The sequence below is a fragment of the Alcaligenes faecalis genome (assembly GCF_002443155.1).
Classification (GTDB): domain Bacteria; phylum Pseudomonadota; class Gammaproteobacteria; order Burkholderiales; family Burkholderiaceae_B; genus Alcaligenes; species Alcaligenes faecalis.
Window position 1 is genome coordinate 1,127,177 of the sequence record NZ_CP023667.1, and the last position, 14,870, is coordinate 1,142,046.

Annotated in this window: 12 protein-coding genes; 9 read left to right on the forward strand and 3 right to left on the reverse strand. The window is 53.5% G+C overall.

Annotated features, from left to right (window positions below):
* Positions 1 to 14 precede the first annotated feature (14 nt).
* The 6 genes from CPY64_RS05185 (at position 15) to CPY64_RS05210 (ending at position 5,065) form a co-directional block, all read left to right on the forward strand.
* A complete protein-coding gene (locus CPY64_RS05185; RefSeq protein WP_042487371.1) occupies positions 15 to 257 on the forward strand; it encodes a hypothetical protein in 243 nt (80 codons plus the stop codon).
* A 153-nt stretch (positions 258 to 410) separates the two neighbouring features.
* Positions 411 to 1,784, forward strand: a complete 1,374-nt coding sequence (locus CPY64_RS05190; protein ID WP_042487368.1) for a hypothetical protein — start codon at positions 411 to 413, stop codon at positions 1,782 to 1,784.
* Positions 1,785 to 1,791: 7 nt separating this feature from the next.
* On the forward strand, positions 1,792 to 2,079 hold the full coding sequence (locus tag CPY64_RS05195; RefSeq protein ID WP_042487365.1) for a DUF2523 family protein: 288 nt from the start codon (positions 1,792 to 1,794) through the stop codon (positions 2,077 to 2,079).
* Between the two features lie 3 nt (positions 2,080 to 2,082).
* A complete protein-coding gene (locus CPY64_RS05200; RefSeq protein ID WP_042487362.1) occupies positions 2,083 to 3,138 on the forward strand; it encodes a zonular occludens toxin domain-containing protein in 1,056 nt (351 codons plus the stop codon).
* On the forward strand, positions 3,139 to 4,386 hold the full coding sequence (locus CPY64_RS18930; protein WP_042487359.1) for a type II secretion system protein GspD: 1,248 nt from the start codon (positions 3,139 to 3,141) through the stop codon (positions 4,384 to 4,386). It abuts the gene before it with no gap.
* A gap of 433 nt (positions 4,387 to 4,819) precedes the next feature.
* Positions 4,820 to 5,065 (forward strand): EexN family lipoprotein, encoded by a 246-nt coding sequence (locus tag CPY64_RS05210; protein WP_042487357.1) that lies wholly within the window; start codon positions 4,820 to 4,822, stop codon positions 5,063 to 5,065.
* On the opposite strand, the gene CPY64_RS05215 is transcribed toward CPY64_RS05210, so the two are convergent.
* A complete protein-coding gene (locus CPY64_RS05215; protein WP_042487353.1) occupies positions 5,058 to 5,741 on the reverse strand; it encodes a metallophosphoesterase in 684 nt (227 codons plus the stop codon). The two genes, CPY64_RS05210 and CPY64_RS05215, sit on opposite strands and share 8 nt — an antisense overlap.
* Positions 5,742 to 6,127: 386 nt before the next feature.
* Between CPY64_RS05215 and CPY64_RS05220 the strand changes: the two genes are divergently transcribed.
* Positions 6,128 to 6,922 (forward strand): hypothetical protein, encoded by a 795-nt coding sequence (locus CPY64_RS05220; protein WP_042487350.1) that lies wholly within the window; start codon positions 6,128 to 6,130, stop codon positions 6,920 to 6,922.
* Between the two features lie 332 nt (positions 6,923 to 7,254).
* Here CPY64_RS05220 and CPY64_RS05225 read toward each other — a convergent pair whose 3' ends face one another.
* Both CPY64_RS05225 and CPY64_RS05230 read right to left on the reverse strand, forming a co-directional pair.
* Entirely contained in the window at positions 7,255 to 8,451 is a 1,197-nt protein-coding gene (locus tag CPY64_RS05225; protein ID WP_317905993.1) for an ISL3 family transposase, read from the reverse strand.
* 362 nt (positions 8,452 to 8,813) lie between these two features.
* On the reverse strand, positions 8,814 to 9,863 hold the full coding sequence (locus CPY64_RS05230) for a LysR family transcriptional regulator (RefSeq protein ID WP_042489160.1): 1,050 nt from the start codon (positions 9,861 to 9,863) through the stop codon (positions 8,814 to 8,816).
* Between the two features lie 496 nt (positions 9,864 to 10,359).
* On the opposite strand from CPY64_RS05230, the gene CPY64_RS05235 reads away from it, so the two are divergent.
* The gene (locus CPY64_RS05235; protein ID WP_042489158.1) at positions 10,360 to 11,586 is read left to right on the forward strand and encodes an efflux RND transporter periplasmic adaptor subunit; all 1,227 of its coding nucleotides are present in this window, start codon (positions 10,360 to 10,362) and stop codon (positions 11,584 to 11,586) included.
* Between the two features lie 61 nt (positions 11,587 to 11,647).
* A complete protein-coding gene (locus CPY64_RS05240) occupies positions 11,648 to 14,815 on the forward strand; it encodes an efflux RND transporter permease subunit (protein ID WP_042489177.1) in 3,168 nt (1,055 codons plus the stop codon).
* Positions 14,816 to 14,870 lie beyond the last annotated feature (55 nt).

The window sequence follows — 14,870 nt, forward strand, 5'->3', positions numbered from 1 at the left end:
AAAAGGAACTTCACATGAAGAAGCTGAAATTCAACCTCAAGCCGGTGGCCGCTGCTGTGGGCGCTACCGCACTGACGCTGGCATCGGGTGCCGTCATGGCCCAGGAGGCAGGCAGCATCGACCTAACCGCGATCACGGGCGCATTCAGCGCTTCGGATGTCATTACAGCGGTGATGGCTGTGGCCGGTGTGCTGGCAACGATCTACGCCACCATGACCGCCGCACGTATGGCGCTTCGCTGGATTCGTGGCGGTTGATCCGGTCACATGACTGACTCGGGCAGGACTGGCCATCCTGCCTGAGCATCCACCTCTTTGGAGCTTGCAAATCGTGATTACTCAGCTTTGGTATCTCGTCATCTTTGCCTGGGGCATTGCGTGTGCTTGTGCATTGATCAAAGGATTGGAGTAATGAGCCTATACCGCTTCATGATCGTTTTTTTTGTCTGGCTGCTGATTTCTTTTCAGCCCGTCTTTTCCCAAGCACTCCCGACGCCTATACCAGAGCCTGAACGCGTCACACGCGCAATATCAGGCACATTGCAGCAAGGCATGCAGCGGCGCGGCTTTGCTGCAAACGATCATCGTTTCATGAACACGGTTGCGAGGGCCACCCCAGGACTATCTACGGTAGCAGGCAGTACCGCAGCAGTGGTAACGGTGGGGGCTGTGACAGCTCCTGCTTGGGCAACAGTAGCTATTGCAGCAGGCATTGGGGCCGTTGTCACTTATGCAGTTAGTTTGGGCCTTGATGCGTTGGTGAACTGGTTCTTCCGCGATGATGGTTTGATTGACCAATCCAGCGATATGGCTGGTGAACGTGATCCTTCATCGGGCATTACTCCCGGTGTTCCTGCATGGCGGGCAACTGTTTGGACTGATCGCTACACCTCGCATGAGGCATGGGGAGGTGACGGCTATGCAATGGCAAAACAGGCATATTTCAGTCGTAAATCTGTTCTGGGGGAAACGCCAGACCCGAACATTCAATGTAGCGCACACTCAGCGACAAACATATTCTGTGAACTACAAGGTGCGGTGCTCGACATGAACGGGCCTCCTAATCAGTGCGCGAAAGGGACATTCTTTGCAGCCGATCTAGGATGCACAGGCTACACATTCCCTGCTGAAAATATCGTGGATGACCGAGACGGTTTGACGCCACAAGAAGCTATCGAAGCTTTACCCGAAGAAGTACTTGCGCAGCCATTGAATCCCGCTTTGCTGGCTGGTCTTGCCAATCGCGCATGGCAGCAAGCTGCATCTGAGCCGGGCTATGACGGCTTGCCATACCCACAATCAAATCCTTTGACCGCAGAGGATGTTGCGCCCTGGGTCCAAGCCAATCCAGAGCTTGCGCCTACAGTGCGAGATTTCGTTTCTCCAAACCCAGTTACGAATGACAGGCCGAATCCTTGGGCGTTGCCTTCAAACCCTACGGCATCACAACCAACGCCAGCCAATCCGAATAGCAACGCAAGTAATCCCGGCGCGGAGAATCCAGTCACCAATCTTGGACCGGACCCAGGCATCGGTGCCCCGACGCTGGAAGCTATCCCCACGGCGCAGCAAATCGCACAGCCCATTCTGGACATGATGCCCGACCTGCGGGGTTACTCGCCATCGTCACATACCGGCGAATGCCCACGCCCGACCATCGAGCTGTATGGAACGCATGTGCTCGATGCCCACTGTGCCCTAATCGACGACAACAAAGCCATCATCCAGGCCGCCATGCTGCTGGCCTGGGCGCTGATCGCGCTGTTCACCGTCTTGTCTGCGTGAGGTCACCATGTTTGGAATTCTTCTTTCTGCACTGAACAGCATCCTGGCCTGGGTATTCCGTTCCCTCCTAGTCAAGTTCGTACTGTTCTTCGCGCTGTACTTCATCACCTCGGAATTCGTCGGCTTCATCGTGGCGCTGCTGCCCGGAACCGGGGCCGTGGATGATGCGCTGTCCGGCATCGGTGCCGCCACATGGTATTTCCTGGACGTGTTCCAGATACATGCTGGTATCGCTATGGTGGTGTCGGCCTATGCCACGCGATTCATTATTCGGCGTATGCCGATCATTGGATAAATCATGGCTATTACTGTTTACACGGGGCTGATGGGATCAGGAAAAAGCTATGAGTGCGTGTCCTCTGCCATTGTGCCTGCCGTTAAGGCTGGTCGCCGAGTGATTACGAATGTGGACGGTATCGACAATGATGCAATTCGGGCTTATTGCCAGGAAAAGTATGCTGTTCCACCGGAACGTCTGGGATCAGTTGTTCATTGTAAGAACGAGGATGTTGAAAAAAGCGACTTTTTCCCTTATGGCGAGGACGTCGATACTTTTTGCCAGCCAGGTGACCTTATCTGCATTGACGAGGCATGGAGATTTTGGGGGGCTGGGGACGGAAGGTTACTTAAAGAACACAAGATTTTTTTCCGAGAGCATCGCCATTACATTCACCCTCAAACAAAAGTTTGCTGCGATTTAGTGTTGATGGTGCAGGACATTTCTGACTTGACTAAACCCCTAAAAGTTATTGTAGAAGTCACATTTAGAACCACTAAGATCAAAACCCTCGGCTGGAACAAGACTTACCGCGTTGAAATGTGGGAAGGCTACAACCTGAACAAGAAAACCCGTGTTGCTGTTCAGAACAAAAGATATGACCCCCAAATTTTCCCGCTCTACAGTAGTTACACCGGCGGTGCAGGCAAGGAACTGCAAGTCGATGACCGTCAGAACGTTCTGAAAAGCCCCAAGCTCTGGATTCTGGCCGTCTTGATCATCGGCCTGTTCAGCGTCAGCGTATACACATTGATGGGCTTCTTCGGCAGCAAGCCAGAAACCGACAATGCAGCCACATCAACGGCTTACGTCGATTCCAAGACAAACTCAGCGTTACCCGCATCCGCACCAGCAGCGCGCGCTCAACCCAGGCAAGCCATGTCCACGTCCTGGCGACTGATCGGCACCATGCAGGCAGGCAAGAATGCCTATGCCGTTATCCAGTCCACCGATGGCCGTATGCGGCTTGAACATCCTTCCAACTTCCAGAATAGCGGTGCCGTCATGATCGGTGAGGTCGATGGCGAACGCATCACCGCCTGGAGCGGCAGCAAACCCACTTCCAAAGGCCAATAAATGAAACTGCGTATCCTGGTATCCATTCTGTCTCTGGCCCTGGCTGGCACCGCTCACGCCAAGGCGGTCAATCTCGACCTGCAAGGGGCAAGCATTTCCGAAGTTGTGCAGCTCATCTACCGCGAAGCCACGACTACACCCTATGTCCTGGCTCCGGACGTGCTGGAAGACGAGCGGTTGGTGTCGTTCCGCTACAAGGACAACCAGGGCAAGCTGTCGCTGTTCATGCAGTACTTCCTGGACAGCCTGGGCTACATGGTCGAGCGCAAATCAGGTGTGGACTTTGTGCGCAAGCGTGTCGAGGGTGAGCCACCTATCCAGGCCGAGCACATCTACATCTACCAGCCACAGTACCGCGAAGTGTCGTACCTGTCGCGCACCTTGGCTCCGCTGTTCAAGGGTTCGTTTGTCACCAATCGCAGCGTCAGGGCCACGCCGGAAGCTAGCCCCAAGGGTGACGTACCAATCTCGTCGGCGGCATCGCTGATTGACCAATCTTCCGATGTGCTGGTGTTTGCCGGTGCTGAGGAAGAAATCGCTCGCTTACGTGAATTTCTGCCACAGGTGGATAGACGCATTGGAGAGGTCGCCGTGCGTGGGTTGGTCTATGAGGTCAGTAACACCGACCGGCAAGGATCAGCCTTTGGTCTGCTGGCAAACCTGCTGGGTGGCCATGTCGGCATCGGCATTGGCTCCACAGCCACGAACCTCGGCAACTTCATTCAGATCAAGAACACGAGCCTGGATGCCGTCTATTCCATGCTGTCGAGCGATAGCCGCTTCAAGGTGGTGTCGTCGCCTGCGCTGCGCATCCAGTCAGGATCACAAGGTATCTTCTCGGTCGGCCAGGATGTGCCTGTGCTGGGCGCTTTGTCCTATCCGCAAGGTGCAGGTCAAGCCGTGCAGTCGGTCGAGTATCGCAGCTCCGGCGTCATCTTCGACATCCGGCCAGTGGTGAAGGAAGGCATCATCGACCTAGATATCACGCAACAGCTCTCCAACTTCGTGAAGACGACAACCGGCGTCAATAATTCGCCCACGCTGACCAAGCGGGAACTTAAAACGAAGGTCGGCATGCAGGATGGTGATGTGATCGTGCTTGGTGGTTTAACCGAGAGTAAGGACACCAACACCAGGGACGGCCTGAGTTTCTTGCCACGGTTCCTGCATACTACCGGGTATGAGCAATCAAGCAGTGAAATCCTGTTGGTGCTTCAAGTGCAGCGCGTACCGGGCGATCCGCTGTAAGTTGAGTACGTGAAATCGCTAATAGGCTTTCTGAAATATGAGAAAAAAGACAAGTCAACCTACCCATGTAGCGGTGCGGGTCAAGCAAATCAGCAGTAAGCAACACGTAGACTCGTTGGATCAGCATGCTTACGTCTGCCAGCCGGGTGATCGGCTGTCTGCTACGCTTCGGCCGCCTTACGCCATGCAAGTGTTACTGGCAGCTTCTGAATACCCACGCGATCAAGTAAAGGAAGACAGAGAATGGGTGTATGTCCCGCTTGTTGGCGATGAATTGCTTTGATATGCCCGATGCAGTGGGTGTTTTGAGGGTATTCACGAGTACGTGAAATCGCTAATATTTCGGTGCTGTAGTCTACGGAGTACAGAAATTCATGGGTTGCACGATGTTGATGAGCGGGCTATGGTTTTTCCGTTCTTGTTTGGAGGAACTATGAAGCTCAAACTGTTTGTTGGGATTGCCGCCATCACTGTACTGTCAGCATGCAGCTCGGAAAAAGAGCATGATGTGCAGTACTACATCGACAACCCGACTGAACGCGCAGCGAAAATCGAAGAATGCGTGAATAACCCTGGCAAACTCGACAGCACAGTAAATTGCGTGAATGCTAAAGAGGCACAGGTGCGCCAGGAGTTCAGCTCGGAGAACAAAGGGATGCCCAGCATCCGTTCTAACTGACGGCCTTCAAGGTCTGCAAGTTCAACAGCGTGAACTTGCCGTCATCGCGCCATCCACCGGTGTCGATGAAATACACGTTACCCAACTGCGCCATCTTGCTCACGGTCATGTGACCATGCACGATGGCGCGAACACTGCGGACAGGCTGCTTGTATCCAGTGCGGTAGCGGTCGATAGACCAAAGGCAGGTATCTTCGTCCTCGGCGCTGAAGCGGTGCTCGTATAAGGCCCGCCAGTCGTCATATGGGAAGTCGGCATGGATGATGCCCACTGGCCCATTTGCTGTGTCTACTTCAATCGCCAAGGGCAGTTCACGCAGGCTTTGTGCAATACGCTGCTGCATCAGCTCGTCTAGGCTGTCGAGCCATTTCCCGCCATGTGCGGCATGGTCAATATCTGGCAGTGGATCACCCAATGCCCTGCGCCATGTCATCAGGTCATGATTGCCACAGACTGAATAAAACCAAGGTTGCGCAAGCCATTCCAGCACCAGGGCTGACTCAGGCCCTCGGTCTACCAGATCACCAACGGCGAACAGCCGGTCATGCACCGGTGAAAACCGTATCTTGCGCAGCGCAGTATCCAGCTTGCTGAAACAGCCGTGAATGTCGCCAACCGCGAAGTCTCGTCCCTGTGTATTCAGGCTGAAGCGGCGCAGACGTAACGTGTCTTGCATTGTCTGTCGTCGGAGAGAACATAACAGAGCAACTTACCTAGACTGCGTGCGCCATGTCAAGGACGGGCACGGAAGCCGCAGCCCGGCTTGCCGGGACCGGGTGAGTACGCGGCGTAGCGAATCCTTGACGCACCTCGGATAAGGCACGCTGTTGGTAGGGTTGCAGGGGCTTTTGACCCTGAAACCCTGCCAAGCGGTGAGCGTGGACTGCAACAAACGGCATGGCCAAAGATGCAAAAAGTTTCATTTGGATGTATAAACACATGCTCATATACACAGATGGTAAGGGCATTGCTCCCAAATAGCTGAGTTATAGTCGAATCGTATATATCAGTGTTTTCTTTATCTCAATCATAATTTTGTCGCATAACTTTAGAGAATAATTAATGGCTAGATATATTAGCAAAGAGATATTATGTGAGGCATACACTCACTTAAACATTGATCGCTATCACACAGCAGATGCACGTGAGAAGTTAAAAAATCAATTACTGCCTTTTTTTGAGGAACGGGCTAAGTTTTTGCTTGGTGATGACGTTCAGATAGAGGTGATCTTCGAAACTGGCAGCCTAATTACCAAGTTGCGAGTAGTTGGATGTGCAGGAGCGGTTTTTCTTGGTGCTTATGGGGATTTTCGAGAGTCGGTTGCTCATTTAACTCGTGATGTTGCCTTACTGGCTGAGTCAGCGAACTTGGAGGTGCTTTTTCGTACCAAGACACAGTACTGTGATCGAGTAAATATAGAAAAAAGAAAAGGGGTTTTTGGTAGAGTTGATGAACTCTTAAACAAACTCGATAGAATTGCAAATGAAATTTCCTCCCAAACCGTACCCAGCAGCACTAAAGCTGCCGGAGAGGCAGAACAAAAAGTAGACGCGCTTGTTGACTGGAACAAGCGCGTAGAAGAATTGTTTTCCAAACTGGACAGTCCCCAAACGAAAGCGTGCGTAGCACAGGGCTTACTTGATGAGCTAAGCAAAATTCCGAACCAGTTTGGCTGGAATCATCTGCTGTCTTCTTCTGGAATTCGTGGCGCTTCTGCGCGGAGCGATGCCAACTTACTCGGCAAACTTAGTGGAACAAACACTCGGCTAAAAGTTACTGTGTCTTCCATAAAAAAAGATTTAGAGACTAGGATTAAGCATGCAGAAAGCGACATTGAAAGTAAAAATAAATCTTAGAGTTATTATTTGCTCTAATCTAAAATGATCCAAGAAAGGCATCAGATTTAGACGCCATTTAACGTGTCAACCAAGCGTCAACCGCATAGCAAAACATAGCGCATGCATAGCGGTTGACGGATGACCTAACTGTTTGATTGAAAAGACAAAGCTCCATCAATGCGTTGCCATCAAACTGAATCATAATCCGCAGGTCCCCTGTTCGAATCAGGGATGCGCCACCAAGATTTAAGCGGCTCACAGCAATGTGAGCCGCTTTTTCTTTGCTCCGCAGTTTTGGGCCTGCTCCGCAAAATCTAGGCTCTACCCCATAAGCGGGGGATGCGCATTCACTAGACACGGTTGATCACACCGCTCCACCCGCACTGAGCCAAGACTCTCATGCGGTAATTCTCAAAGTTCCTGACCCCATACGCACGGCGTGAGAGCATTTCCATCTTGGTGTGGAAGCCTTCAGTAATGCCGTTGGACTTGGTGAATCGCCACATCCTGACGATGGGTTCGAGCCATGATTTTAATGTGGCGGCCAGCGCCCTGGCCGGGCTCTGCTCAAACTGCTCAATCAACGCCAGGAATTGGGGCATCATCTTTTGAGCCCTCTTTCTTTTCAAGCTCTTCATCACCAAGAATCCATTTAACTGCTGCTTGGCGAAGTACAGCGCCCGCAGCACCGGCTCCTGAGCCAAGTACTGATGCAGATTCTCCTTCTGCATGGCGGTCAGCTTCCAATGGTGACGGCGCATCAGGCTGAGCAACCCCCGGTTCTTGCGACCCTGGGGGTCATACTGCTGCCACAGCTTCAGGAAGTGCTGGTTCACCAGGCGCACGACATGGAAACGGTCAGCCACGATGATGGCATTGGGGAAGTACTGCTGAGCGATCCGGCGATACGTCTCGGACAGATCCATCACGATCACCCGCACATTCTCCTTACCCGGCAAGCGTTTCAAATAGCTGCGCAAACTCGCCTCTGAGCGGCCCAACACGACATCGAATACTTTGTGATTCTTCAGGTCGACCAGCGTGGTGGCGTAACCGCGTTTGCGAGTGAAGAAGTGTTCATCAATCCCAAGCACCTGCGGGCAGCTGCGCCCAGAGAGCTCCGACACGCGTCGCTTGATGAACGACTGATACCAGCGCTCCACCGTCGCACTACCGACGCGGTGCGTATGGGTCAGCTTGCGCTGACTCACGCCACCCTCGTGGGCCTCAAAGACCTCCAACCGATACGTCTCGGTCGAACGTAGCCGGGGCAGAATCCCGGCGAAACGGTGGCGAAAATACCGGTTGCAGTCGGTGCAGTGGTACTTGGGAACGCGCAGGTGCAGCACGACCAGCTTATTGCCCTGTCGCGTGTGCTTGAGCGTGCGTTGATGAGTCGCCTTGATGCGCACTTGGTTGCCTGCGCAATGCAAGCAGGCGGGCCGCTTACGCGGCCGCGCCCATACATGAATATCCTTTGTTCGTTTGACAGCCTGGACCACCAGCCCAGGGATCCCTAGGATAGAATCGATTGGGGACATCGGCATTGCTTCCGTTAGACAGGTTCTTCGCAAAAACAAGTCTAGCGAATGTCGATCGTCCCCCTTTTTATGATGTAGAGCCGTTTTTTGTCGTCTGGATTAGAGCAAGAGCCTGCTAGGGGAGGGGCTGTGTTGTTTAGTCGATGGCTTGGCTGGCAAAAAGAAACGTGATTGATGTCAGCGTACACCAATGATTTTTCTAAATGGGCCAATGGTCATCTATGTAGGATAGGCAGCAGCCCAATTCACTCTGCTAAAAGGAGCGCGGTAGGCGCTCCTTTTGTGTTTCTAATGACTTGAGAGGCTACCCTAAAATCGGCATGGACCTGAGCGGTGCGTTCCGGCTGCTGGCTTGCTTAATTAACAGCTCAGGGCAGGGTCGCTACTTCCGGAATGCACTTGCCGATTTCGATGGCCTGCAAATCATCGGCGCTGGTCCGCCTTTTCAGCTCAGGAGGTGCTGCAGCGACCGACGCCTGCTCGTCCTTCTGCATCAACGGGCAATACGCCGACATATAGTCAATTTCCAGGTTAAGGCGTTCGAGCAAAAAGTCTACAAATACCCTTACCTTCGGAGACTGTCCGTGACCTCTTGGAAATACGGCATTCAATGTGTATTCGCCACCGCTCCAGCCTGCCAGGACCCGCTTGACTAGTCCGTGCTCGACATATGATTTGACCATCACATCCGCACCGATGATCAGACCCTCTCCACATAAAAGAGCGCCTTTCCAGGCCGCCGGATCATTGGCAACCAGAATAGGATTGATGGGAAACGCACGTTTTCCAGTGCCGTCGTCCAGTGTCCATTGATAGTCATTGCCATTGCGGTTCTTGCTCATCGCGATAGTGCGGTGATGCCAAAGCTCATCAGGATGTGAGGGCTCGCCGTATCGAGTGATATACGCATTGCCCGCAAATACCTGTGTGGTCAGGACCCCCAGCTTGCGTGCGACCAGGGTGGAGTCGGGTAGATCGCCAATGCGCAGGGCCAGATCAATCTCATTGTCGATCAGATCGACCTGCTCGTTATTTAGCAGCATTTCAACGCGCACTTCAGGGTAGCGCATATGGAACTCGCCTAATAACGGAGCGATTTTGTCGATACCGATGGAGTAGGGGGCAGAAAACCGTAGCCAACCTCGCGGCCCGGCCTGCAACTGGCCGACGGCGCTTTCAGCTTCGTTCAGTTCGCGTGCAATGCGTTGCGCATATTCCACGTAAACGTTGCCCGCCTCTGTCAAACCCAGACGGCGTGTAGTGCGATGCAATAACTGCACGCCCAGCCTGGCTTCAAGCTCCTGCACTTTACGGCTGACCGTTGTTTTGGGCAGGCGCAGGGCCTTGGCCGCTCCGATAAAACTGCCGTGCTCGACTACCTTGCCGAAGATAAGTGTGTCATTCAGATCGTGAGACATGGGAATTGAATCCGAGAAAAACGCCTATATTAGCCCACCTGAAGGACAATCTTTCCCTTAATTCATGACTAATCAATTCAGTTGTTCACTTGTAGAGTATCAACCTGGATGCAGGGAAGTGCCCGAATGAGTTGCCCGTCATTGTCCAAGAGGCTGTCAACGCCACGGGAAGAGTTCACTTAAGCCTGCTGAAAAACTTTTCATCATTAAAAATATATTCAGGTTTAACAGGGGGTTATGTGAAAGCAGAACATCGTATCCGGCAGGTGGGGGCCGGGCCATTTATCGTGCAATCCGGAGCTTGGCTACCCGTTCCCCAATTCTCCTATCGCTACCTGGCTGAGGCTCAATGTCCCACTGCTGGGAGAAACTATCCCAGCAGAGGGACAATCGAAAACGGGATAATCCTGCCGCTGACTCCTGGTAGATCTACGCCTGCGCCACTGCCACCGATTCGTCGCCTTATTCCTTCTGCTTTAAACAGGATGTCGCCTTGATGTCTCATCACACTCGCTCCATTAATTTCGTCACACGGTCTCGTCGATGGCTTGCTCCTGCCTCCCTGGTCTTGTCGGCTGTTTTGCTGACGGCTTGTTATAGCCAGGCAGCATCTGATCAAGCCATGCCTGCTCCGTCTGTCAGCATCATGTCGGTAGCGGCTCAACCGATTCAGCCATGGGAGGGATTCACCGGCAGGGTGGCAGCAGTTGACTCTGTGGAACTGCGCGCGCGCGTCAGTGGCTACATTGATCATGTCGCTTTCACGGAAGGGCAAACTGTCAGCAAAGGGGATCTTCTGTTTGTGATTGATGCACGGCCATATCGTGCGGCCTTGGATCAGGCTCAGGCAGAACTGGCGCGTGCACGCAGTAATGCGCAGTTTGCGGTGACGCAGCAACGGCGGGCTAAAGTGCTGGTGCAGTCCAAGGCGATTTCTCGTGAAGAGTTCGATAGCCGCAATGCGTCGGCCTCACAGGCCTTGGCGGCTGTCCGTGCTGCTGAGGCCACGGTGGCGGCGGCGTCGCTGGATTTGCAATATACCGAAGTGCGTTCGCCAATCACAGGCCGTGCCAGCCGTGCTTTCCTGACGACGGGTAATCTGGCCCAAGCCAACCAGACGGTTTTGACGACGGTAGTGTCTCAGGACCCTGTGCATGTGCTGTTTGACGTGGACGAGAGTACATGGCTGCGCTATGCACGCCAAGCTCGGGACGGGCAACGCAGCACGACACAAAGCCCTGTTCAAGTTGGGCTGGCCTCGGATGAGATGTATCCGCATGCGGGCTATGTGGACTTTATTGATAACCATGTTGACCCCGCTACGGGCACCTTGCGGGCCAGAGCTGTGTTGCCTAACCCGGATGGCGTACTGACCCCTGGCCTGTTTGCTCGTGTGCAGTTAGGGGGTAGCCAAGCGTACACAGCCATGTTGATCGATGAGAAGGCGGTACTGACGGATCAAGACCGTAAGTATGTGTTGATCGTAGATCAGGACAACCGTGTTCAGCGGCGTGATATTGCGCTGGGGCCCATTGTTCAGGGACTGCGCGTGATCAAGAAGGGGCTGGCTGAAGGCGACCGAGTTGTTGTCAGCGGTCATCAAAAAGTTCCCATGCCCGGCATGGCGGTGTCGCCGACTTTGGTCGATTCGCCTGCTGTGGCCCAGCTTCTCGGCACGCCCGTGCCGCAAGCCGCCTCCGCACTCGCGGTGATGCCTGGCTGATTCACGTTCTCTTATGAGGTCGGCACATCGTTCAATGGCTGCCGATGCACAGGACATTTTCATGAATTTTTCAAAATTTTTCATCGATAGGCCGATTTTTGCGGCTGTCATGTCGATCGTGATATTTATCGGCGGGCTCATTGCGATTCCCTCCCTGCCAATCAGTGAGTATCCGGAAGTCGTGCCACCGGCCGTGATGGTGCGCACTGTCTATCCTGGCGCCAATCCCAAGGTGATTGCGGAAACAGTCGCGACGCCTTTGGAGGAAGCTATTAACGGCGTGGAAAACATGATGTACATGAAGTCGGTGGCGGGTTCGGACGGTGTATTGCAAATGACCGTTACCTTCGAACCCGGCACAGACCCGGATGATGCCGCTGTCAAGGTGCAGAACCGGGTTGCCCAGGCTCAGGCACGTTTGCCCGAGGATGTACGCCGGCAAGGGGTGACGGTTCAAAAGCAGTCGCCCGTATTTTTGATGGTGGTTCATTTGACCGCCGAAGACGATCGTTATGACACCTTGTACTTGCGTAACTACATGCGCCTGCATGTTAAGGACGCAATGGCGCGCATACCGGGGGTGGGGGATGCTCAGCAGTTTGGCGGGGGCGACTATGCCATGCGTATCTGGTTGGACCCGGACAAAGTGGCTGCGCGTGGTTTGACGGCCAGCGATGTTCTGCGTGCCGTACGTGAACAGAATATTCAGGTGTCGGCTGGTCAGCTAGGTGCCGAACCTATGCCAAATCCCAGTGATTTCTTATTGCCGATCAATGCCAAAGGCCGTTTAGAAAGCGTGGAGGAGTTCGGCGATATTGTGTTGAAGAGCGGTGCGGCTGGCGAGATTGTGCGACTGGCGGATGTAGCCCGGATTGAGTTGGCGGCGGGCGATTACACCTTGCGAGCACGTTTGGATGGCAAGAGCGCGTCAGCCATTGGTATTTTTCAGGCCCCGGGCGCTAATGCCCTGGAAATTCGCGATGCAGTTGTAGCCAAAATGGAAGATATCCGCCAGAAGTTGCCGCCGGGCATTGAGATCCAGTCCATTTATGACACCACGGTCTTTGTGCGTGATTCCATCAAATCCGTAATCACTACCTTGCTGGAGGCCGTGCTATTGGTGATTTTGGTTGTGATCCTGTTCTTGCAGACCTGGCGTGCCTCCATCATTCCTTTGCTGGCGGTTCCGGTGTCTATCATCGGCACGTTTGCGGTGCTGCATGTATTGGGATTTTCAATCAATACCCTGACGCTGTTCGGTTTGGTCCTGGCGATCGGTATTGTGGTGGACGACGCCATTGTGGTGGTGGAAAACGTTGAGCGCCATATCGAGAATGGCGAACCTCCCTTGCAGGCTGCCCATCTGGCAATGCGGGAAGTTTCAGGTCCGATTATCGCCATCACACTGGTGTTGTGCGCCGTATTCATTCCTATGGCTTTTCTGGATGGAGTCATTGGCGAGTTCTATAAGCAGTTTGCTGTGGCCATTGCTATTTCTGTGGCGATTTCGGGCTTGAACTCCTTGACCTTGTCTCCCGCGTTGGCGGCGCGATTACTCAAGCCGCATGACGCTCCCAAAGATGCCCTGACCCGTGGTATCGATCGGGCTTTTGGCTGGTTGTTTGTTCCTTTTAACCGCATGTTTCAGCGTAGCGCTGAGCGCTATCAAAGCAGCATTGGCCGTGTATTGGGCCGTCGTGGTGTAGTGATGGTGGTGTATGTGGGTTTGTTGGCTGCAACGGGCTTGATGTTCAATCTCGTGCCGTCTGGTTTTATCCCCGTTCAAGACAAGCAATACTTGATTGCGGGCGTCAAGATGCCCGAGGGGGCGTCTATTGAACGCACCGATGTGGTCCTCAAGCGTATGACTGAGATCGCCATGAAGGTTGATGGTGTGTCCAACGAAATCGCATTTCCAGGCCTGAATCCATTGCAGTTCACCAATACGCCTAATAATGGTGTGGTGTTCTATGTGTTGGAGCCATTTTCCGAGCGTAGTCGCAGCGCAGAGGATATTTCTGCAGAGCTGAATCAAAAGTTTGCTGAGATTCAAGAAGGTCTGGCTTTTGCTTTTATGCCGCCTCCTATTCAAGGTTTGGGTAATGGGTCTGGCTGGTCCCTGTTTATTCAGGATCGAGAGCAACTGGGCTACGGATCGTTGCAGCAGGCGGTTCAGGCTTTCCAGGGGGCTGTGGTCCAGACGCCGGGAATGGCTTATCCCATCAGCAGCTATCAGGCGAATGTCCCTCAATTGGATGCGGTGGTCGATCGTATTAAGGCCAAGGCGCAAGGCGTACCGCTGACCGAGCTGTTTGATACTTTGCAAACGTATTTGGGCTCGTCTTACGTCAATGACTTCAATATGTTTGGCCGAACCTGGCAAGTAATCGCCCAGGCTGATGGCGCTTTTCGTGCCAGTACTGAAGATATTAGCCGCTTGCGCACTCGCAATGATCAGGGCGAGATGGTCCCGATTGGCTCGCTATTGCAGGTTCAAAGTACGTATGGCCCCGATCCGGTTATTCGCTTTAATGGCTATCCTGCGGCTGATTTGTTGGGCGATGCGGATCCGCGTGTCTTGTCGTCAGGTCAGGCGATGGCGTATGTCGAGCAGTTGGCAAGTCAGGTCCTGCCGGCAGGCATGGGGATTGGGTGGAGTGACCTGAGTTATCAGCAGGCCAACCAAAGTGGTGCTGCCATGATCGTGTTTCCTATGGCGGTCTTGTTGGTTTTTCTGGTTCTGGCCGCTTTGTACGAGAGCTGGACATTGCCCTTGGCGGTCATTCTGATTGTGCCGATGTGCCTGTTGGCGGCTTTGTTTGGCGTGTGGTTAACGAACGGCGATAACAACGTATTTGTTCAGGTCGGACTGGTTGTATTGATGGGTCTGGCCTGTAAAAACGCGATTTTGATTATCGAGTTCGCTCGTGAGTTGGAGCAGGAAGGCTTGGATATTGTGCATGCTGCCTTGCAGGCTTGCCGTCTGCGTCTGCGTCCTATTGTGATGACGTCCATTGCGTTCTGTGCCGGTGTGGCGCCATTGATGGTGTCCTCGGGAGCCGGCAGCGAGGTGCGCGCAGCCACGGGTATTACCGTATTTGCAGGCATGGTTGGAGTGACGGCATTTGGCCTGTTCCTGACTCCTGCCTTTTATGTCGCACTGCGTAAGCTTGCCAGCCGTTCATCGGTGCAGCGCGCTCAGGCTCCTATACAGGTATCTCATGATTAAACTTATCTTTGCGACTGCTTTTTTTCCCACAAGTCGCGCCAGACGTGTGCTCCGT

What these genes read in the sequence shown, in the direction of transcription:
- CPY64_RS05225 (WP_317905993.1), bottom strand. Translation starts at nt 8,451, where the DNA reads ATGCCGATGTCCCCAATCGATTCTATCCTAGGGATCCCTGGGCTGGTG.
- CPY64_RS05235 (WP_042489158.1), top strand. Translation starts at nt 10,360, where the DNA reads ATGTCTCATCACACTCGCTCCATTAATTTCGTCACACGGTCTCGTCGA.
- CPY64_RS05185 (WP_042487371.1), top strand. Translation starts at nt 15, where the DNA reads ATGAAGAAGCTGAAATTCAACCTCAAGCCGGTGGCCGCTGCTGTGGGC.
- CPY64_RS05220 (WP_042487350.1), top strand. Translation starts at nt 6,128, where the DNA reads ATGGCTAGATATATTAGCAAAGAGATATTATGTGAGGCATACACTCAC.
- CPY64_RS05230 (WP_042489160.1), bottom strand. Translation starts at nt 9,863, where the DNA reads ATGTCTCACGATCTGAATGACACACTTATCTTCGGCAAGGTAGTCGAG.
- CPY64_RS05240 (WP_042489177.1), top strand. Translation starts at nt 11,648, where the DNA reads ATGAATTTTTCAAAATTTTTCATCGATAGGCCGATTTTTGCGGCTGTC.
- CPY64_RS18930 (WP_042487359.1), top strand. Translation starts at nt 3,139, where the DNA reads ATGAAACTGCGTATCCTGGTATCCATTCTGTCTCTGGCCCTGGCTGGC.
- CPY64_RS05215 (WP_042487353.1), bottom strand. Translation starts at nt 5,741, where the DNA reads ATGCAAGACACGTTACGTCTGCGCCGCTTCAGCCTGAATACACAGGGA.
- CPY64_RS05210 (WP_042487357.1), top strand. Translation starts at nt 4,820, where the DNA reads ATGAAGCTCAAACTGTTTGTTGGGATTGCCGCCATCACTGTACTGTCA.
- CPY64_RS05200 (WP_042487362.1), top strand. Translation starts at nt 2,083, where the DNA reads ATGGCTATTACTGTTTACACGGGGCTGATGGGATCAGGAAAAAGCTAT.
- CPY64_RS05195 (WP_042487365.1), top strand. Translation starts at nt 1,792, where the DNA reads ATGTTTGGAATTCTTCTTTCTGCACTGAACAGCATCCTGGCCTGGGTA.
- CPY64_RS05190 (WP_042487368.1), top strand. Translation starts at nt 411, where the DNA reads ATGAGCCTATACCGCTTCATGATCGTTTTTTTTGTCTGGCTGCTGATT.